At 40.2% G+C, this 18,877-nt stretch carries 16 protein-coding genes; 6 read left to right on the top strand and 10 right to left on the bottom strand.

Going from position 1 to position 18,877, the window contains the following annotated elements:
* Positions 1–48: 48 nt before the first annotated feature.
* A complete protein-coding gene (locus tag PTET_RS04305) occupies positions 49–288 on the bottom strand; it encodes a helix-turn-helix domain-containing protein (RefSeq protein WP_008111877.1) in 240 nt (79 codons plus the stop codon).
* A gap of 361 nt (positions 289–649) precedes the next feature.
* Here PTET_RS04305 and PTET_RS19155 point away from each other — a divergent pair, with 361 nt between their 5' ends.
* Positions 650–838 (top strand): hypothetical protein, encoded by a 189-nt coding sequence (locus tag PTET_RS19155; protein ID WP_013464338.1) that lies wholly within the window; start codon positions 650–652, stop codon positions 836–838.
* 58 nt (positions 839–896) lie between these two features.
* On the opposite strand, the gene erpA is transcribed toward PTET_RS19155, so the two are convergent.
* The gene (gene erpA / locus PTET_RS04295) at positions 897–1,235 is read right to left on the bottom strand and encodes an iron-sulfur cluster insertion protein ErpA (protein WP_096038260.1); all 339 of its coding nucleotides are present in this window, start codon (positions 1,233–1,235) and stop codon (positions 897–899) included.
* A gap of 238 nt (positions 1,236–1,473) precedes the next feature.
* On the opposite strand from erpA, the gene PTET_RS04290 reads away from it, so the two are divergent.
* The 4 genes from PTET_RS04290 to hemL all read left to right on the top strand — a co-directional run bounded on the left by PTET_RS04290 (position 1,474) and on the right by hemL (position 6,055).
* The gene (locus tag PTET_RS04290; protein ID WP_016899367.1) at positions 1,474–3,156 is read left to right on the top strand and encodes a chloride channel protein; all 1,683 of its coding nucleotides are present in this window, start codon (positions 1,474–1,476) and stop codon (positions 3,154–3,156) included.
* A 16-nt stretch (positions 3,157–3,172) separates the two neighbouring features.
* Positions 3,173–3,607: a CopD family protein gene (locus tag PTET_RS04285; RefSeq protein ID WP_010391077.1), complete on the top strand. Its 435-nt coding sequence runs from the start codon at positions 3,173–3,175 to the stop codon at positions 3,605–3,607.
* 112 nt (positions 3,608–3,719) lie between these two features.
* Positions 3,720–4,736 (top strand): aspartate carbamoyltransferase, encoded by a 1,017-nt coding sequence (locus tag PTET_RS04280; RefSeq protein ID WP_013464336.1) that lies wholly within the window; start codon positions 3,720–3,722, stop codon positions 4,734–4,736.
* Between the two features lie 38 nt (positions 4,737–4,774).
* Positions 4,775–6,055, top strand: coding sequence for a glutamate-1-semialdehyde 2,1-aminomutase (gene hemL / locus PTET_RS04275; RefSeq protein ID WP_024601882.1), 1,281 nt, complete (start codon positions 4,775–4,777; stop codon positions 6,053–6,055).
* 88 nt (positions 6,056–6,143) lie between these two features.
* Here hemL and PTET_RS04270 read toward each other — a convergent pair whose 3' ends face one another.
* From PTET_RS04270 to PTET_RS04245, 6 genes are all read right to left on the bottom strand, one after another.
* On the bottom strand, positions 6,144–9,164 hold the full coding sequence (locus tag PTET_RS04270) for a TonB-dependent receptor (protein WP_096038259.1): 3,021 nt from the start codon (positions 9,162–9,164) through the stop codon (positions 6,144–6,146).
* Positions 9,165–9,401: 237 nt separating this feature from the next.
* On the bottom strand, positions 9,402–11,735 hold the full coding sequence (gene mrcB / locus PTET_RS04265) for a penicillin-binding protein 1B (RefSeq protein WP_096038258.1): 2,334 nt from the start codon (positions 11,733–11,735) through the stop codon (positions 9,402–9,404).
* 138 nt (positions 11,736–11,873) lie between these two features.
* Positions 11,874–13,103 carry an ammonium transporter gene (locus tag PTET_RS04260; RefSeq protein WP_016899363.1) on the bottom strand — a complete coding sequence of 410 codons (1,230 nt, stop codon included), beginning with the start codon at positions 13,101–13,103 and terminating at the stop codon, positions 11,874–11,876.
* Between the two features lie 9 nt (positions 13,104–13,112).
* Positions 13,113–13,451, bottom strand: coding sequence for a P-II family nitrogen regulator (locus PTET_RS04255; RefSeq protein WP_010391070.1), 339 nt, complete (start codon positions 13,449–13,451; stop codon positions 13,113–13,115).
* A 255-nt stretch (positions 13,452–13,706) separates the two neighbouring features.
* The gene (locus PTET_RS04250; RefSeq protein WP_244186372.1) at positions 13,707–14,069 is read right to left on the bottom strand and encodes a response regulator; all 363 of its coding nucleotides are present in this window, start codon (positions 14,067–14,069) and stop codon (positions 13,707–13,709) included.
* Between the two features lie 259 nt (positions 14,070–14,328).
* A complete protein-coding gene (locus PTET_RS04245; protein ID WP_244186371.1) occupies positions 14,329–14,754 on the bottom strand; it encodes a response regulator in 426 nt (141 codons plus the stop codon).
* Between the two features lie 304 nt (positions 14,755–15,058).
* On the opposite strand from PTET_RS04245, the gene PTET_RS04240 reads away from it, so the two are divergent.
* Positions 15,059–16,576: a S10 family peptidase gene (locus tag PTET_RS04240; protein ID WP_096038257.1), complete on the top strand. Its 1,518-nt coding sequence runs from the start codon at positions 15,059–15,061 to the stop codon at positions 16,574–16,576.
* A gap of 53 nt (positions 16,577–16,629) precedes the next feature.
* Here the strand turns inward: PTET_RS04240 and PTET_RS04235 are convergent, their stop codons facing one another.
* Together PTET_RS04235 and PTET_RS04230 are read right to left on the bottom strand one after the other, a co-directional pair.
* Entirely contained in the window at positions 16,630–17,322 is a 693-nt protein-coding gene (locus tag PTET_RS04235; protein ID WP_096038256.1) for an START domain-containing protein, read from the bottom strand.
* Entirely contained in the window at positions 17,322–18,842 is a 1,521-nt protein-coding gene (locus PTET_RS04230; protein WP_096038255.1) for a CYTH and CHAD domain-containing protein, read from the bottom strand. The genes PTET_RS04235 and PTET_RS04230 overlap by 1 nt, the downstream gene beginning before the upstream one ends.
* Positions 18,843–18,877: the final 35 nt, after the last annotated feature.

Here is an 18,877-nt window from a genome sequence, read left to right as displayed (position 1 = left end):
GGCTGTAGACGCTAATTTAGCTTTACGATTACAGCCAAAAAGAAAGCGTTAGTCAGCTTTAATTAAGCTTAATGCTTCATACGGGTCGACTTCTAATGCATTGCAGTAGCGAACAAACTCAATTACATCTAAACGACGTTCCTGATTTTCAATTTTGCCAATAAAAGAATGTGGCGTACCCAAGATTTGCGCTAAGCTGCGCATGGTGTAGCCTTTTTCATGGCGCTTAGTTTTAAGCCACTTTGTTAATTTTGCATTTTCTTCCGAAGATACGGTTTTACCCATCATATACAACTCCTACTCGTTGTTTAAATATACATATAGCTAAGCGCTTAAAATCGCCAACACTGTAAACCTACAACCACTCACTAAAGCGCAGTGTAAACGCTTACAATTCAACCAATAAAAACGCTCAAATATGTATTAACACTTTATTATTGTGAAAAATGAAACCTTGCCCGTTTCACTCTTGGATACATTATATACCATTCATCGTTGATCTGAATGATTAATTAGTAATTATGCGATTAAAGTTTAACAACAAATATTTACTAACTCTGAATAAGGTTAAATATTTTATAACTTTTTTGTTTCATTTAAATATAAGCCGTTTATTATTAACTTATTATTTGCTTAAAAAGGCTAAATCATGTTTAGACTACTTTTTTTACTGCCTATTATTTTATGCTTGGGCTGGTACTTTTTTTTGCGCCATTATGCAATTCCAATCAAACAGGGTAAAAAAGGCTTTATCTATATTTTAGCTTTCTCTGCATTCGTACTTGGTTTTTTTGTGTTAATAATGCAAATAACAGAATACAGACCAACTGAGTTATGATTTTAAACACATAAAAAAACCGCTAATTAAGCGGTTTTTTTTTCAAATAACGGTATCTTTACACGCTAAAACTAGCGCCACAGCCACACGTTGTTGTGGCATTAGGGTTAGAGACAAAAAAGCGTGCCCCTTCTAACCCTTCGGTGTAGTCTACTTCACCGTCAACTAAATACTGGATACTCATTGGGTCAATGACTAAGGTAACCCCGTTTTTAACAATCTCTAAATCGCCAGGATTCGCTTTTTCATCAAAAGTAAAACCGTATTGAAAACCTGAACAACCACCGCCTGTGACATAAACACGCAGTTTTAGATCTGGGTTTTCTTCTTCGTCGATTAACTGTTTAACACGCACAGCGGCTGCGTCGCTAAACTTAATGGGTAATTCTCCAGACATTTTATAACCCTCAATACCTTTATACTAATGCACCAGATTATCTAATACCTGAGTGTTTTAATCAAGTATAGTAAGCTCGCGTTTATAAGCTTTAATTAAAACAATACGCGTTTAATCTGTTCTGTGAATCAATATACTATAAATTTAATTTAAATTAATCGGTTGTTAAAAATCTCAAGGACTTCCCTAGACTATTTTGATAAACTTGACGCCTAAAAATGCTACGGGGAAATAAAGCATGTGGCTTGAGCGACTGAGACGTCGATTAGCAAAACCAAAAACATCCGTACAATTATGCTTATTGGGCGTAAGTGCCGGATTAATTGCTGCATTTTTCATTATACTGTTTCGCCTAACCATTTTATTTTTTCAAAGCTTATTTTTAGAAACCCCTGACGACTTTACTACTCTCCCTACCCTAGAACGGGTATTAATGCCTTTGATTGCTGCACTTCTGATAGCCACATTTGCGGCTTTTACCGGCTTTAAACATTACCGCTTGGGTATCCCTTTTGTAATACACAGAATAAAACGTCATTACGGGCAAATGCCACTTTATAATACGGTTAACCAGTTTGTAGGCGGCGCGCTGGCACTGATCAGCGGTTTTTCTGTTGGCCGCGAAGGCCCCTCAGTTCATATGGGAGCAGCGGGGGCAAGCATATTAGCAAATAAACTACACTTACCCCACAACGCTATGCGTACCCTCAGTGGTTGTGGTGTTGCCGCGGGCATTGCTGCATCGTTCAACACCCCCCTCGCTGCGGTTATTTTTGTAATGGAAGTGGTGCTCAGAGAATACAAAGTACATATTTTTGTGCCGATTATGCTCGCAGCCGTTACCGGCGCATTAGCAACACAGTTTGTATTTGGTGAGGGCTCAGAACTTGCGCTAATAACCATTGCCCCCTTAAGTGGGTGGCATTACCCCTATTTAATTTTATGCGGCATGGGATTAGGCGCGGTGGCTTATGCTTTTAATCAGAATTTAATGTTAATTATTAAAACCTTTAAACCACTTAGTATGTTTCCACGTTTAATGATTGCAGGGTGTATTGCCAGCTTAATTGCCTATGCAGTTCCACAAGCAATGGGCTCGGGTATGAGCGCTATCACTATTGCGGTTGAGTCACCTGAAAATATTCAACTACTCACTACTATTTTAATTGCTAAGTTATTAGCCACCTTATTTGCTATTGGCTTAGGTATTCCTGGTGGGTTGATAGGTCCGGTTATTGGGCTGGGCGTTTTAACCGGTACTTTAATGGCATTTTTTGCTCAATTTATTAGCCCCGGCACCGATATAGCCGGCACTTACGGGGTGCTGGGCATGGCAGGATTATTAGCGGCCACACTACACTCCCCCTTAGCGGCACTGACCACTGTGATGGAGCTGACCTCGTCACCGGAAATTATTGTGCCTGCGATGATCGTCATTACTACCGCCTACGTTACAGCTTTACAGGTATTTGGTAACCGCTCCATATTTTTACAGCAATTAGACTTTCAAGGGCTTCCCTATCATGTCTCTCCCGCCACTGAAGCCTTACAGAAAGTAGGAGTGATGGATGACATGGATGAAGACTTTAAACTGCTCTACTCCGACGATAAAGAGCAAATAAAAAACAGTTTAGATGCCATGGACAGCCAAACACCATTAATTGTATTTGATGAAGAAAATGGTTATCGCCTAGCTGAATATGACTTAAGTTTAATGTCTGATCAGGCGGTCAATATAAAATACATTAGCTTACAAGGTATTAGCAGCCAAGCCACCCTTGCAGATGCATTTGAAATTTTGAATGATAAACGCAGTGGTGCACTTTATGTATATAACTTATTAGATAATCAACAAATTATGGGATTACTAAGGTGGGATCAAATCCACCATATTTTAACCATACGTAACAGTCTACTTTAACAATAATGAGAACAATATGAGCGCATTATTAATCTACAAAACCTTGCACGTATTTTTTATGATTGCTTGGTTTGCCGGTATTTTTTACCTACCTCGACTTTTTGTTTATCACGCTATGAGTGAAGAAAAATCGTGTAACTCAATGCTAAAAGTAATGGAACGTCGGCTACTTTATTTTGTTACACCCTTTGCGGTGCTTACCGCAGTATTTGGCGTATTGACTATTGTTGAATACGGCCGAGAATGGTTTCGTTACAGCATGTGGCTGCATTACAAACTCGTGCTGGTGATTATTTTATATATTTATCATGGCTACTGTTTCAAATTGTTAGCTGATTTTAAACACGATAGAAATACTAAAAGCGATCGGTTTTATCGCATTTTCAACGAGCTACCTGTTTTAGCGCTACTCGTTATTGTCGCTTTGGCGATTATTAAGCCAAGCTTTTAGCAAAAGCTTATAAATTACGCTGCCAAGTCGCATACTAAGTTTGTATAATACGCGCGATTGCGTGCTCCTTTGTGGATTATCGCGCCTTTTTGAATAACTAGGAATAACCCCCATGTTCAGTTTCCAAGGTGAAAATATACTCTCTGTTAATCAACTCGACCGAGACTGTATTGAACGCATATTTGCTGTGGCAAAAAAAATGGAGCCATACGCTAAAAAACAAAAGCGGACCAACGTGCTTGAAGGCGCGATTTTAGCAAATCTGTTTTTTGAACCCAGTACACGTACTCGTGTTAGTTTTGGCACTGCGTTTAACTTACTCGGTGGACTAGTTCGTGAAACCACCGGCATGCAAAGCTCTGCGCTTGCTAAGGGCGAATCACTTTATGATACCGCACGAGTTATTTCAGCGTATGCTGATGCTGTTGCTATGCGCCATCCTGACTCAGGCTCGGTAGCTGAATTTGCAACAGGTTGCAGCGTACCAGTAATAAACGGTGGTGATGGACCCAATGAGCACCCTACCCAAGCACTGCTTGATTTATTAACTATTGAGCGTGAACTTAACCGCTTCGATCAAAATATCGATGGTATGCATATTGCGCTAGTCGGCGATTTAAAATATGGCCGTACTGTTCACTCACTCTCTAAGTTACTGTGTCATTACAAAGACATTAAGTTTTCGATGGTTGCCCCTAATGGCTTGCAAATGCCTGACTCAATTTTATCTGCGGTTGAAAATGCAGGACATAAAATTGAACTGGTAGATAAAATGGAAGGTAACTTAGCAGCCGATATCGTTTATCAAACACGAATCCAAGAAGAGCGTTTTCCATCACAAGAAGAAGCTAATAAGTATCGTGGTGGATTTAGAATTAGCCAGTCTATTTATAATACTCATTGCAAACCTAATTCAGTATTAATGCACCCGCTTCCTCGCGATAGTCGCCTAGAGGCAAACGAACTTGATAACGACTTAAATGCTAACGACAATCTAGCGATATTCCGCCAAGTACAAAATGGCGTCCTCATTCGTATGGCACTGTTTGCTTTAACCCTCGGCGTAGAAAACAAAGTCGAGCAGTATGAAGTAAGCGTTCCTTGGTTTAGCCGCAAACGCGACAGCTAAGCTTTTAATTTTAAAGTGATAAAACAATAGGATTTTTCATGACAATTAGCCAAGACTTATTTAAACGAGCTCAAGACTCTATTCCTGGTGGAGTAAATTCGCCAGTGCGTGCATTTAATGGTGTAGGTGGTACTCCGCTGTTTATTACTAAAGCACAGGGCGCGTTTACATTTGATGCTGATGGCAACCGTTACATCGATTATGTAGGCTCTTGGGGTCCAATGATTATGGGCCACAATCACCCTGAAATTAAACAAGCAGTACATGACGCGGTAGAAAATGGTTTAAGCTACGGAGCGCCTACTGAAGCTGAAATTTTAATGGCTGAAAAAGTAAAAGAGCTAGTACCATCAATCGAAAAAGTACGCATGGTGAGCTCTGGTACTGAAGCAACAATGAGTGCAATTCGTTTAGCCCGTGGTTTTACTGGTCGTGACAAAATTTTAAAATTTGAAGGGTGTTACCACGGCCATGCAGACTCATTACTAGTAAAAGCCGGCTCTGGCGCATTAACTATGGGTGTACCTAACTCTCCAGGTATTCCTGAAGATTTAGCTAAGCACACACTCACCGTTTCGTTTAACAATATTGAAGAAGTGAAAGCGATTTTTGCCAAGTACGCCGATGAAATCGCGTGTATTATTGTTGAACCAGTTGCCGGTAACATGAACTGTATTCCACCAGTACCCGGCTTTTTAGAAGGTCTGCGTGAAGTATGTGATCAGTATCAATCCGTGCTTATTTTTGATGAAGTAATGACAGGTTTTCGTGTCGCCCTTGGTGGCGCTCAAGCGTATTACAACATCAAACCAGACTTAACCTGTTTAGGTAAAGTAATTGGTGGTGGCATGCCAGTAGGCGCGTTTGGTGGTAAAACAGAAATCATGGATTACATAGCCCCTGTGGGCCCTGTTTATCAAGCGGGTACACTTTCAGGTAACCCTATTGCGATGGCAGCAGGCTTAAAATCACTTGAACTACTAAGCGCACCTGGCGTGCATGATAAGTTAGAAGCCATTAGTAAAGCGATTTGTGAAGGCTTTGAAGCCGCAGCTAAAAAAGCAGGTATTGCCTTAACGACTAACTACGCTGGCGGTATGTATGGCTTTTTCTTCACCGATGCAGAAAAAGTAACTACTTACAAACAAGCCACTGAATGTGATTTAGAGCGCTTTAAAAAGTTCTTCCACTTAATGCTTGAAGAAGGGGTTTATTTAGCGCCTTCAGCGTTTGAAGCTGGTTTTGTGTGTGCTGCGCACACAGAGCAAGAAGTTCAAGCAACGATTGAAGCGGCAGAGCGCGCTTTTGCTAAGCTATAACGTTTAGTTTTTAAAAACGCTTACCCATAAAAAAAGCCCTTTCGGGCTTTTTTTGTTTTTTAACGCTATTGAATCGTTATTCTGTTGATTAGAATCGAGCTTCAAACCCTATACGAACATAACGTGGAGTCTGCCAAGAGTAAGCAGCGTCATGGTAAGCATTAACTTCGCCTTCATTTTGCTCGTAATGCTCATTTACAGACGCTTCTGACTGACTATTTAATATGTTGAACACATTGATTGATGCTCTCATATCAATATCTGAAACAGTAAAGTCATATGCAGCAGATAAATCTAAGTTAAATGTCCATGGTGTACGACCATTTGTACCACGGTCATGCTTCTCATAGATTTTTTCTTCTTGCTCACATTCACCATTACCATTGGTATCAGGACACTCATTTGTGTAAATGTAGAAAGTATCACCCCAACCACCATTTAGATTTGGATCTTTTGACGGGTAACCTTGGCCGAATAAACTTTTAGGACGACCACTTTGTAATGTTGCATTCCAACCTACAGTCAAGTTTTCAACTGGCTCCCAACTACCAAAGAATTTAAATGTATGACGACGATCATTAGGTTGATAACCCTGAGAGCCATCCATTACAGCTGGGAAGTCGAAGTCTTGTGTAATACCCGCATCAGCTTGGCCAATATCGGATTTAACAGCACCTTCAAAGTTACCAACACTTCGTGCCCATGTATAACCAAACTGGTAACGAATCGTATCAGCCTGATAATTTAAGTTAAACTCTACGGCGGTATATTCATTATTAGCCTTAGGTAAACCAATAGTGTCGGCAGAGTAAGTCGTTAGTGAACCTTCATCTGGAACACCGTCGTTATCAAAGCTTGAATCACCCCAATCAGTACCATTCCAATAGTAACCATCACTATACCAGCTAGAAGATGAACCAGGATTAATCATCACACAATATGGGTAAGCATAACGACCACAGTAATCATCTAATGCAGTAGCAACTTCACGATAAACACCTTTAATACCAACAGTGTACTCATCATTTAGTGCTTGCTGTACACCTAAAATATATTCATCTTTTGAAAATGGTTCGGCTTCTTGCGCTTGGAAAATATCTTTTTCTGGGATAACCGGAACACCACTTACTTGTTGTGAGTTTGCTAAACCGCCTGAGCCAAGAGTATCCGCCAAAGGAGCCAAACCTGTAGGTGCTCCTGTCGTTGCATCAACACCCGTATACGTGTAAGCAGTAGTAATATCACTTACCCCAGAAGCAGCACGAAAAATAGTGTTATTTGCAACAGGTAAGTAATAACGTCCATAAGTACCATATACTTTAGTGTCGCCAGTGCTCGTTGGATCCCACGTGAAACCTAAACGAGGAGCAACATCCGTTTTGAAGCTTGTAAGTAGCTTATCTGTTGTGCCCCAACTATCAAACTCATCTATACGTAAGCCAACAGTTACCGCAAAATCATCTGTTACTTGCCAATTATCTTCTATGTAATAAGCCGTAAGCTCTGACTTAAAGCTACCGCCACCATCAAACACTCGATCTTCAACGTATTGCAATACATTACCAGTATTGTTTGTTAATGCGCCATTATCAGCTTGAAAACTGCCGTTAGCCGCTAGTGTACGGTAATCATAACTGTGGCCACCGATAGGACGACTCACACGCTCAGATTCACGCTCTTGATAATCGATACCAAAGCTAATCTGATGGTCTTGCCAAACATACTCAATATCAAGGCGGTACTGAGTATTTTCATCATTATTTGCACCAAAGCTACCACCAGCACCACAACCAGTGATTGGATTAGAAGTACCACGAGAATCTGTAATACTTGGGCAAATTAAGTTTTCTGATTGCGTTTCATACTCAGTCTCAATTGTACCAGCCATTGCTGTGACAACTAAATCTTCAGTTAGTACACCTGTGTAACTCAAGCTTTGCGCTTCGCCACCACGCTTAAGTAATGCACCATCTTTGCGGTCGCCTATAACACCGTTGTTGTAATCATAAACAGAACGTTCAATATCACGACGATTTGAATAAGCAAAATAGCTTAAGCGATGGTTTTCATTAATATCCCAATCGAGTTTACCACCCCAGAATAAATTATCTCCGCCAGATGCAGATTCTTCTCGGTACTGATCGTTCGGTGAAAATTCATCTCCACCCCAAGTATAAGACGACTCAGTATCACGAGGGTTTATTAAACCATAGAAAAAAAGTGTGTCTTCAATAAGTGGGCCACCAACGGCAAGTGTAACGTCAGTCTTGTTATCAGAGTCATAGCTTTCATCTCTGAAAATTTGACCTGCTCCATTATTGCCACGAGAAATGCTGCCCTCTTCTTGCAAAGAATCAGGTTGGTACTGAACTACAGCAGAAAATTCCCACTCGTTAGTACCACCTTTTGTAGTTGTATTAATAGTACCACCAGTAGCTCGACCAAACTTGGCTGAATAACCACCTGTTTTAACTTGAAATTGATCATAAAATTCAAACGGAACTTCACCACACCCTAAGCCTTGGCGAGTATTAGTAACTTCTAATCCATTAATATAACACGCATTTTCTGCAACAGAGGAACCGCCAAATGATGCTGTATTACCAAACGCGCTATCGCCTTTTACTGCGCCAGGTGCTAATAATGCAACTGATGTCAAATCACGATTAATTGGCATTCTGTCAATTTCAGCATCTGTAATAACTAGGCCCGAATCTGCTGTTGAAAGATCTATTGATGAAATACGAGCACCAACGACTTGAATTACCTCTGGGCCAGAAGAATCGAAACTGTTTAGGTCAAAGTTAGCTTTTGAATTGGCACCTAAAGAGACTCTAACGCGGTCTTCAGCAACTACAGCATCGCCTTTTAATATTTGTATCTCGTAACTACCTGTAGGCAGGGAGGCAAAACGAAAGGTACCTTCACTAGAGATATTTAGAGTACGCTCTAAACCAGTTGCAGGGTTTTTAACTTTTACAGTGTAAGAACTATTATCATTAATATTATTAACAGTTCCTATTACATCAGATGCAACAGCAGGTAATGCTAGACCTAAGGATGCTGATACGGCAATAGCCGTTATACTTTTCTTAAATATTGATTTCATTATTTATCCCTGTTTGAAATTATAATTATATGCCTTAAAGGCATATTTATAATATTCCCGTAAAACAAAAATGCAAACAAAATAAACACTTAATTAACAGAAAAACTTAAAAAAATTACATTGAAAGGGCTAGATAGTTCTTTTACTATGAAAATAAAAACCCAGATATCTTACAAGCCTCTTAGCTAAAGTAATGCATAAAAAAAGCCCTTTCGGGCTTTTTTTATGCATTACTATTTAACGAATACATTCTAGTCTTGGTTTAAACTCACTGGCTCTAAGTGGCAGTTGAATCACTTTGCCACAGCCCGGTGGTGCTTGCTTCCCAGTTTGCTCATTTACAAATGCCCACCTAATTGAAGGCGGACGCGTATCGGCAATTGCTTGCGGGTTTAGCGGTTTTAAATAACGAATATAGGTTTCAAGCGCGCCAACACTGCCAGTTAAGCCGGTGCTTTTATTATCGTCACGGCCTATCCATGCAACCGTCACTGTATTTTGATCAAATCCAGCAAACCAGCTGTCGCGTAATTCATTACTGGTGCCTGTTTTACCTGCCAACTGGATTGACGGAAAATGTAAGTTTAAGCGCTTAGCGGTGCCATCTTTAGTTACTCGCTTCATAGCATATTTGGTCATGTACATGGCATCTTTATCAAAGCGTTGCTCGTTAATTACTTTGTGCTTATAAAGTACTTTACCAACAGAATCGGTTAACGCAGAAATAGACGTCAGCTCTCTGTATTCACCGTCTGCTGCAATCGTGGTATAAAGCTGCGCCACTTCAAAGCTCGACATTTCAATAGCCCCTAATAATAACGATGGGTATTCATTAATATAGCCTTTAGCTCCTAATCCCCTGAGCGTGTTAGCCACTTTATCCACGCCTACATCAAGCCCTAAGTTAACTGCCGGAATATTAATACTGTGGCTAAATGCTTTATAAAGAGGCATGGCACCACGGTATTGATGATCAAAGTTTTCTGGCTGCCATACGTTACCCTCCTCGTTGGTGACTTGAACAGGCGAGTCATCAAGTAACGTCGCTAAGTTATAATGAGGAAGCTGCAGTGCACTTAAATACACTGCAGGTTTAACTAATGAGCCAATATTTCGTTTGGTATCGAGCACGCGGTTAAATCCTGAGTAGCGTACATCACGTCCAGCGACTAACGCTGATACACCGGCTTTTTCAACATTAACGGAGATCATCGCCGCTTCTAACTCTTTGGTATTTGGACGTCTTTCTAAATAAGGTAAACTGGCCTGAATCGACTCTTCCATCGCGGTTTGTTTTTGTAAATCGAAGTAGGTAAATACACGCACACCCGCATCCAATACGTCTTGATCGGGTAGTAGCTGTTTAAGCTCGCGATTAACCAACTCTAAGTAACCTGGATAAGACTTTTGCAAGCTGGCTTTCATTGGTGCAATATCAATTGCGCGCTTTAACGAGGCTCTATACTCTTTAGTAGAAATAAGTTTGTTATCGACCATTAAACGCAGCACTAGGTCACGACGCTCCATCGCACGTTCTTTGTAACGTCTAGGATTGTAATAAGATGGGCCTTTAACCATAGCCACCAGCAAGGCAATTTGGTCGTACTCGAGTTCATCAACAGGTTTGGCAAAGTAAAACTCGGCGGCCAGCCCCATTCCATGTACTCCTTGGTTGTATGACTGACCTAAGTACACTTCGTTTAAATAGGCTTCGAGAATCTGATCTTTTGAGTAACGGTAATCAAGAATAAGCGCAATAAAGGCTTCATTAATTTTACGCACTAACGAACGCTCACGGGTAAGGTAAATATTTTTAGCCAGCTGCTGGGTTAATGTACTCCCCCCTTGCACGGTGCGCCCTGCGCGAATATTGGTATACAAAGCGCGTAAAATTGAAAATACCGATACACCGTGATGATCATAAAAATCGCGGTCTTCAACTACTAATAAGGTATTTTTAAGCATGTCAGGAAATTTATCTAATGGTACAAACTCTCTATCTTGTTTTGAGTCATTACCAATACGGGCTATTTGTACAGGCTCTAATCTGGCAGTGTTTAAGCGACGGCCAAACTTATCTTTAATACTGACTACCTTCTCTCCAGAGAAACGCAATTCAATAACATGAGCGCTCTCTAAACCATCATAAAATTCAAAGTCACGACGAAAAATCTTAATACTATTGGCTGTTTTAATATACTGCCCAGTCCGGCTTAAGCGATTAACCGCCGTGTAGTTTAAGCGCTTAAGCTCCCATAAAACTTCTTGCTCTGATAAAAACTGGCCTGGAAAAAAAGTCATTGAGCGGGCATATACTTGTGCCGGAAGTTGCCATTTATTACCTTCAAACTGGCGAGTTATTTTTGCATCAAGGTAAATAAAATAAAGTGCAATGGCGATAAACGTCGCCAGACTCAGTTTCCAAAAAATAGAAAACAACGTTTTAAAAAGTGGCCGTTTTGTGGTGCTTGAAGTTTTTTTAGTCGCACTTTTTCGCGCCGATGATTTAGATGACTTAGTAGCGCGCTTAGTCGAGGGTTTACTGGTCGATGTTTTCTTTTTTTCAGCCATTTAAGTGTAATATATTCCGAAGGTTAATTTAACGCGAGGAGCTTATCACATTACTCTAGCACCTGAAAAATTAACCTCCCCTGAAATCAAAAAAGCCCTAACAGAGTAGGGCTTTGATTGAACACACAATACTTTTAATTAATTACTTCTAACTGATACAAACTCTGGATAAGCATCAATACCACAATCGTGTTGATCCATACCGTTTAACTCTTCTTCTTCGGTAACACGAATACCCATGGTTTGCTTGAGGATTGCCCATACAATGAATGAAGCAATAAACACAAAACCAATAATACATAGTAGGCCAATCAACTGATTAACAATGCTGGCCTCAGCATTAGTAACAGGTACTAGCACGATACCTAGGATGCCACACACACCATGAACAGAAATAGCACCCACGGGATCATCTATCTTCGCTTTGTCCAGTGCGACAATACTAAGTATCACTAATGAGCCACCTAGTAAGCCAAATAAACACGCCATTAGTGGTGATGGTGATAATGGGTCTGCAGTAATAACCACTAAGCCTGCAAGTGCACCATTAAGTACCATGGTTAAATCGGCTTTGCCCCATAAAAGTTTACATAAGAACAAGGCTGAAATTGCCCCCATAGCTGCAGCAGCATTGGTATTAAGTAATATTTGACCTACCGCTGTTGCGTTTTCTTTATCTGAAATTAATAACTGTGATCCGCCGTTAAAGCCAAACCAACCCATCCATAAAATAAACGTACCCAATGTAGCAAGTGGCAAGTTTGAACCTGGAATTGGGTAAATTTCACCATTTTTACCATATTTACCTTTACGTGCACCCAGTAGTATTACACCCGCAAGCGCTGCAGCCGCACCCGTTGCATGTACAATTGCAGAGCCTGCAAAATCAACAAAGCCTAATTCAGATAAGAAGCCGCCACCCCATGTCCAGTAACCTTCAATTGGGTAAATTAATCCTGTTAGTACTACAGTAAACACTAAGAAAGCCCATAACTTCATACGCTCCGCTACGGCGCCAGATACGATAGACATGGCCGTTGCAACAAACACTACTTGGAAGAAAAAGTCAGACTCTAACGAATGATTAGCATCTGCCGCTTGGCTACCTATTAGGCCACCAAACGAAGGAATAACACCGCCTTCAACATTATCTACGTACATAATGTTGTAGCCTATCAACAAAAACATAGTACACGCGATAGAATAAAGCGCGATATTTTTAGTTAGAATTTCTGTGGTATTTTTAGAGCGCACTAAACCCGCTTCTAACATTGCAAAACCGGCTGCCATCCACATGACTAAGATGCCAGACATTAAAAAGTAAAACGTATCGAGCGAAAACTTCAGCTCTATAATTGTATTTTCCATGTTGCCCCCTTAAATTGCATCATCATCAAGCTCGCCAGTACGAATACGGACGATTTGGTCTAGGTCGTAAACAAAAATTTTGCCGTCACCAATTTTGCCCGTTCCAGCGACTTTGGTAATGGTTTCTACAACGCGTTGGCAATTTTCACTACGAGTAGCAATTTCAAGTTTAATTTTAGGTATAAAGTCAACCTGATATTCAGCACCACGGTATAACTCAGTATGCCCTCTTTGACGTCCAAATCCCTTAACGTCAACCACTGTCATTCCTTCGATGCCTAAATCAGCGAGTGCTTCACGCACATCATCTAGTTTGAATGGCTTTATTATTGCACTGATCATTTTCACAAAGGCCCCCTTAGGACGCTAGCTTGTTATTGTATTTCCTCTATACAATCCAACCTTTGTGCCATTTTTAAATTAATAATAAAAACATAAACTTAAAAAAATAAATAATATATAAAACAAAAAAGCGCACCATTTAGGTGCGCTTTTTTTAAACAAAATACTGCATTGGTGCGAGATAACTAAAAGCAAGACGTCATCTCTAGTGACCCGCTGCAAAACGTTCTAAGTACTGATTAATTTTTTAAGCATGATGACTTACTCAGTCGCGTCGAGGGATAAATCAGCTCTTATAGCTTCACCCAGCCATAGCGATTCCATAGTTTTTACCACTCGAAAATGAAACTCTTCATGAGTAAAGGGCTTAGTTAAAAAGTCATTTGCACTCGATTTAATAAACTGCGTGGCAACACCATAACTATATACATCGGCCAGACCAATAATAGCTAATTGCTCACGACTTTTAACATTTCGAATTGCTCTAATTAATTCAAACCCATTCATATCAGTTAAATTATGATTAGTAATGACTAACTTAATTGCCCTATTATGGTTAAGTATATGCAATGCTTGAGCGCTATTATCAGCAGTAATAACATCAAATAACTGTTTTTCGAGCATTTGCTGAGGGTCTGTTTATCTTTCGAGGTTAAATTTGCAGCTGTGTGTTTGGTTTTTAGGCAAGACAGAGTCTATGTAGTGTGGTTACTCCCCATAAATAGGCGATAACGTAGCATAAATGCCAAACACACGCTGCCCGAAGGGTTCTGCCTAGGGGCAATTTACTCTTTGTTGCTCGATTTTTACTTAGCCCACTAGGTTACAAACCTCGCGCCGCGATTAAATCGCCCCTAGATTGAACAAATTTAACCCTGAAAGATCAACAGACCCTATTCAAACTACTGCTTAACAAGGAATTATCAACAATTAGCGCCTTACGCCCTTGATTACGCAGTAACTGTGCAACTAATTTAATAGCGTAAAGATAAGAATCGCGGTTATCTTTAATAATGTAATCAATAATCCCTAATTCCAGTATTTTTAAGCGCGTGGACTCTTCTAATTGCGTTGTCATTAATAGCGTAGGGATACCTTGCGATAAAATATAGCGAGCAACATCCATATCGCTTTGTCCACTAAGTGGCAAATCAACTAAGGCGAGTGAGTAACTTGTTTGGCTCAGGAGTTGTTTGCATTGAGTAAGTGACGAGGCAAAATCAACCAAAACATCAAGGTATTGAGCAGCAGTATGTTTGAGTACCTGCTGTACCCTAATATTATCTTCAACAATTAAAACCCGTTGCATAAACTCCCTTTTATTTGCGCTCACTCTTTAAGGTTATAAACCTAAAAAGAAATCACTTTCAATCATCCATATAGAAACAAGTAAAGCGACCAACTACTTAAAAACTTAATTAATAATTAAATTTTTTAATCGCCTTAAACTTACATTGCGGTATACACATCAAGCATATTTCGCCTGTTTGCTGTGATCAGATTAATCTTAATTACATAAACTCAACGATTATTATCGGCAGCTAGTCTCATTACTTTTGTTTTTTACTCAAATATCGCTATAACTGCAGTACATAAAATAAAAAGGGTCACTTATGAAATTTAGTCGAAGTCTATTTTTACCCATTGCCGCTATTGCGCTCACCCTAAGTAGCGCCTCGTTTGCCGATAATCAACGTCGCATTGATATTGACAGTAAAGTGGTTACCCAGCACAAAGCAAAAATAAATAATGAACGATTTTCTTACACAGTAGCAACTGGCACACAACCGGTATGGGATGACAAGGGAGACGCCATCGCAACCCTTCAATACACTTACTACACGCGCGATAAGGTCGATGATAGAACAAAGCGCCCATTACTTATTTCATTCAATGGTGGCCCAGGCTCAGCGTCAGTTTGGATGCATTTAGCATACACCGGCCCACGCGTTTTAAAAATTGACGACGAAGGCTACCCTATTCAACCTTACGGTGTTAAAGATAACCCTTACTCGGTTTTAGACGTAGCCGACATCGTTTACGTAAACCCTGTAAACACGGGTTATTCGCGTGTCGTTGAAGATAAAGATGGTAACCTTCTACCAAAGGATAAACAAAAAGAGTTATTTTTTGGTGTGAATGCCGATATAAAATATCTAGCAGAGTGGCTTAATACTTTTGTATCTCGCAATGAACGCTGGCGCTCTCCTAAATTTTTAATTGGTGAAAGCTATGGTACCACTCGTGTATCAGGCTTAGCGCATGAGCTACAAAATAGTCAATGGATGTACATTAACGGTGTTGTACTCGTTTCACCTACCGATATTGGTATTAAGCGCGATGGTCCTGTAAAAGCCGCTAACCGCTTACCTTACTTTGCAGCTACAGCCTGGTACCACAAGGCATTAAGCGCTGATTTACAAGCTAAAGACTTAGACGAGCTATTACCTGAAGTGGAACAGTTTACCGTTAATGAGCTCACTCCCGCGCTTGCAAAAGGCGGATTTATTGCCCCAGATGAAAAACGTCGTATTATTAAAAAAATGGCCAAATATGCAGGTCTATCTGAAACATTTGTTAGCCAAAATAACTTAGACATCCCGACACAATTTTTTTGGAAAGAGCTATTACGTGAACGCGGACAAATGGTTGGTCGTCTGGATTCTCGTTATTTAGGGATTGATAAGCGCGATGCCGGTGAATCACCAGATTACTGGGCAGAGCTTACATCGTGGCTGCACTCTTTTACCCCTGCAATTAACTACTACCTGCGTGAAGAGCTTAATTACAAAACCGACATCAAATATAACTTATTTGGTAACGTTCACCCATGGGATAGAAGCGGAAACAATACCGGTGAAAACTTGCGTTTAGCTATGGCTCAAAATCCGTATTTAAATGTGATGGTTCAGGCGGGCTATTTTGATGGTGCAACAAACTACTTTGATGCTAAATACACAATGTGGCAACTAGATCCAAGTGGCAAAATGCAAGATAGATTGAGCTTTAAAGGCTACCGCAGTGGCCACATGATGTACCTACGTCATGCAGATTTAGAAAGCTCTAACAACGATTTACGCGAGTTTATAAAACAGTCTATACCTAAAGACGGTCAATCCGCTAAATACTAATGATTATGCGCTTATAACAATTAAAAAAGTGACCACTTAGGTCACTTTTTTGCTTATAACCGCGGCAATTCGCCATGTGTGCAATCCCCAGTACGGATGACGGTTGGCTTTGCTGTGTACTGCTTAGTAGCAAGTATTTCAGCTAAATTTATTAGCGTGTTAAAGGTGCTTTTGAGAGCGACTCGGTTATTTAGCCAATTGGGTATACTTCCGCCTGGTAACGCATAAACCTGATAGTCAATATGCAAGTTATTCGCTTGCTGAGTCAGTAACCACGTCGCATCTAATGTGCTTATTCTTACTACCCCTTTAGTTTGAGGTAAAAAATCAGGACGGGCATGAATACTAAGTTGAGTTTGCAACGCGCTGCGTTTTGTATAGCACGAATACGTGACTAAATCTCTATTTGCAACGGGCCAAGGGGAGTCAATAAAGCTGTAAACAAGGTTTTCTGAGGGGCTTAAATATTTCAGTAATTTTACTTTAGCAATATTTTCTATCCAGCGGGGAGCAGCATCGGTATCACTGAGTAAGGCGATTAAATCTTCTGCTGTGGTATTTTCAACCACCGTTTCAGCTTTCATTTTCAAGGTATCATCGCTCAAACGCTGAAAATAAATACTCACCCCCTGTTTACTCTCGTAAAGCTGCCAAGAGGGCTGTGAATACACATTTGTAACAAAACACAAAAGCGATAGAATAATGCACTTTTGCAACAAGTTAAGCGTGCAAAAGTGCTTAGCCATCAAAGCCAATACGGTTCTGTATCAAATGAAGCGTGTCGACTTTGCTCCATGGCACTGACTAAAAAGTCAGACTTTTGTTCCAACCATAGTTGTATTTTTGCTAGTTGAGCATCTTCTTGACCGCCACACAGCTGTTTTAAATAATCAAGCGTGCTTAGCTCATACATGCCATGAGAAATATCGAGCCAAGGAAGCCTAAATTCTAATCGTTCATCTTTATTAAACAGTGCACCTAAACAGTTACCACTGAGTAAGCTATTTTCTAACTGAGTACGAAAATTTAAATAATCATTGCCCGCTAAACTTTGCTCTTTAGGCAATAAGCGGTGTAAATTTTTCCAATCTTTATCAAATAAACGATGAGCAATATTAATAACGGGCTGCTCAGCGTTTTGTAGCTCTGCTTGGCTCCAGTCTTTACGCCACTGCTTATTTATCAGCCATGTTGTTAAGCTCAGCAATAAACGGTTGTAACGCGCACTATGAAAAAGCGCAAAAATATCATCAATACTCGGTTGTAACTCTTTTAAATCGTTAATAACTTGAGCTAAGGCGGGCGCACTGTTTATTTTTTTATAAAAAGCATGGCGCTTAGAAGTGTAAGTTTTTAACTGAATGGCATTTTCAACCCATGCTAATTCACTCAATAACCACTTTAGCTCCGTTCTGAGGTTCTCGGTGCTGTCTTTACTGACAATATCATCAAATAACCAAAAGTTATGACGAATTAAACTAATACCGTCGGTCACACGTTTTAATGTTTTTAAACTTGGCTTATCAAAATAGCATTGCTCATGTTTTTGCACAAAGCGAATACCAAAGCCCATGGCTTCAATAAGTGCTTGCTCTTGAGTGGCTTGCTTAGTAAGTTTAACAAAACCGATAGATTTACTCGGTTGTAACGGTGTGTTATCCGCTAGGCGGTAGCCTCTTGCTGCTTTTGAATAAAGCCCCAAGCGCACACTGTTTTGGCTTATTAATTTATCTGCTAAAGCAAATAGCTCATCCCGGCTACCTTCGACGAGCTCTATTTCAAGCTCGCTAATAATCTCCACTTTACCCGAGGCGGCCACTTCACCTTTATCTAATACCACTTCAATTTTGGCACCATTTTGCGTTTCAATTAACCACGTACGGCGGATAAAATTAGTACTAAATATAGGGTAGAGGTTTTGTGATATAACATCAATTTGCATGCCGTGTGGCCAAATTGATGAATCAAACGCCATTAAATTAGGTCGGTGTGTTTCTATGGGAAGGTTATATTCTGGACGTTGATGTAATCCCCCCACCACGTCTCCTGCAAGCTTAATTGTTTGCTCACAGCGCTCGTCTGTACAACGCGTTCTAAAACCAATATCGAGTGCTCTCAGCTCTCTGCTTGGCGTATCAAAATAAGCATTTTGCAAACTTTTAGAAGGCTTGTTTGTGACTGTTTTTGCAAATTGAGTAATTAACGAGGGGATCAGTGGAATGACGTCATCTGATACCAAAAACTTCAGTTCTATCTCAGTATCCATTAGGCTTGCGGATTACCCTTAAAATTAATAAGTGC

Origin of the sequence: Pseudoalteromonas tetraodonis, from assembly GCF_002310835.1 — a bacterium.
GTDB classification, from domain to species: domain Bacteria; phylum Pseudomonadota; class Gammaproteobacteria; order Enterobacterales; family Alteromonadaceae; genus Pseudoalteromonas; species Pseudoalteromonas tetraodonis.
The sequence above is the reverse complement of the archived record's forward strand: the minus strand, read 5'-3'. Positions and strand labels throughout refer to the sequence as shown.

Excerpts from the sequence above, each read along its gene's own strand:
- PTET_RS04250 (WP_244186372.1), bottom strand. The coding sequence starts at position 14,069 with ATGCTCGAAAAACAGTTATTTGATGTTATTACTGCTGATAATAGCGCT.
- PTET_RS04230 (WP_096038255.1), bottom strand. The coding sequence starts at position 18,842 with ATGGATACTGAGATAGAACTGAAGTTTTTGGTATCAGATGACGTCATT.
- erpA (WP_096038260.1), bottom strand. The coding sequence starts at position 1,235 with ATGTCTGGAGAATTACCCATTAAGTTTAGCGACGCAGCCGCTGTGCGT.
- PTET_RS04290 (WP_016899367.1), top strand. The coding sequence starts at position 1,474 with ATGTGGCTTGAGCGACTGAGACGTCGATTAGCAAAACCAAAAACATCC.
- PTET_RS04245 (WP_244186371.1), bottom strand. The coding sequence starts at position 14,754 with ATGCAACGGGTTTTAATTGTTGAAGATAATATTAGGGTACAGCAGGTA.
- mrcB (WP_096038258.1), bottom strand. The coding sequence starts at position 11,735 with ATGGCTGAAAAAAAGAAAACATCGACCAGTAAACCCTCGACTAAGCGC.
- PTET_RS19155 (WP_013464338.1), top strand. The coding sequence starts at position 650 with ATGTTTAGACTACTTTTTTTACTGCCTATTATTTTATGCTTGGGCTGG.
- PTET_RS04285 (WP_010391077.1), top strand. The coding sequence starts at position 3,173 with ATGAGCGCATTATTAATCTACAAAACCTTGCACGTATTTTTTATGATT.
- PTET_RS04260 (WP_016899363.1), bottom strand. The coding sequence starts at position 13,103 with ATGGAAAATACAATTATAGAGCTGAAGTTTTCGCTCGATACGTTTTAC.
- hemL (WP_024601882.1), top strand. The coding sequence starts at position 4,775 with ATGACAATTAGCCAAGACTTATTTAAACGAGCTCAAGACTCTATTCCT.
- PTET_RS04270 (WP_096038259.1), bottom strand. The coding sequence starts at position 9,164 with ATGAAATCAATATTTAAGAAAAGTATAACGGCTATTGCCGTATCAGCA.
- PTET_RS04240 (WP_096038257.1), top strand. The coding sequence starts at position 15,059 with ATGAAATTTAGTCGAAGTCTATTTTTACCCATTGCCGCTATTGCGCTC.
- PTET_RS04235 (WP_096038256.1), bottom strand. The coding sequence starts at position 17,322 with ATGGCTAAGCACTTTTGCACGCTTAACTTGTTGCAAAAGTGCATTATT.
- PTET_RS04280 (WP_013464336.1), top strand. The coding sequence starts at position 3,720 with ATGTTCAGTTTCCAAGGTGAAAATATACTCTCTGTTAATCAACTCGAC.
- PTET_RS04305 (WP_008111877.1), bottom strand. The coding sequence starts at position 288 with ATGATGGGTAAAACCGTATCTTCGGAAGAAAATGCAAAATTAACAAAG.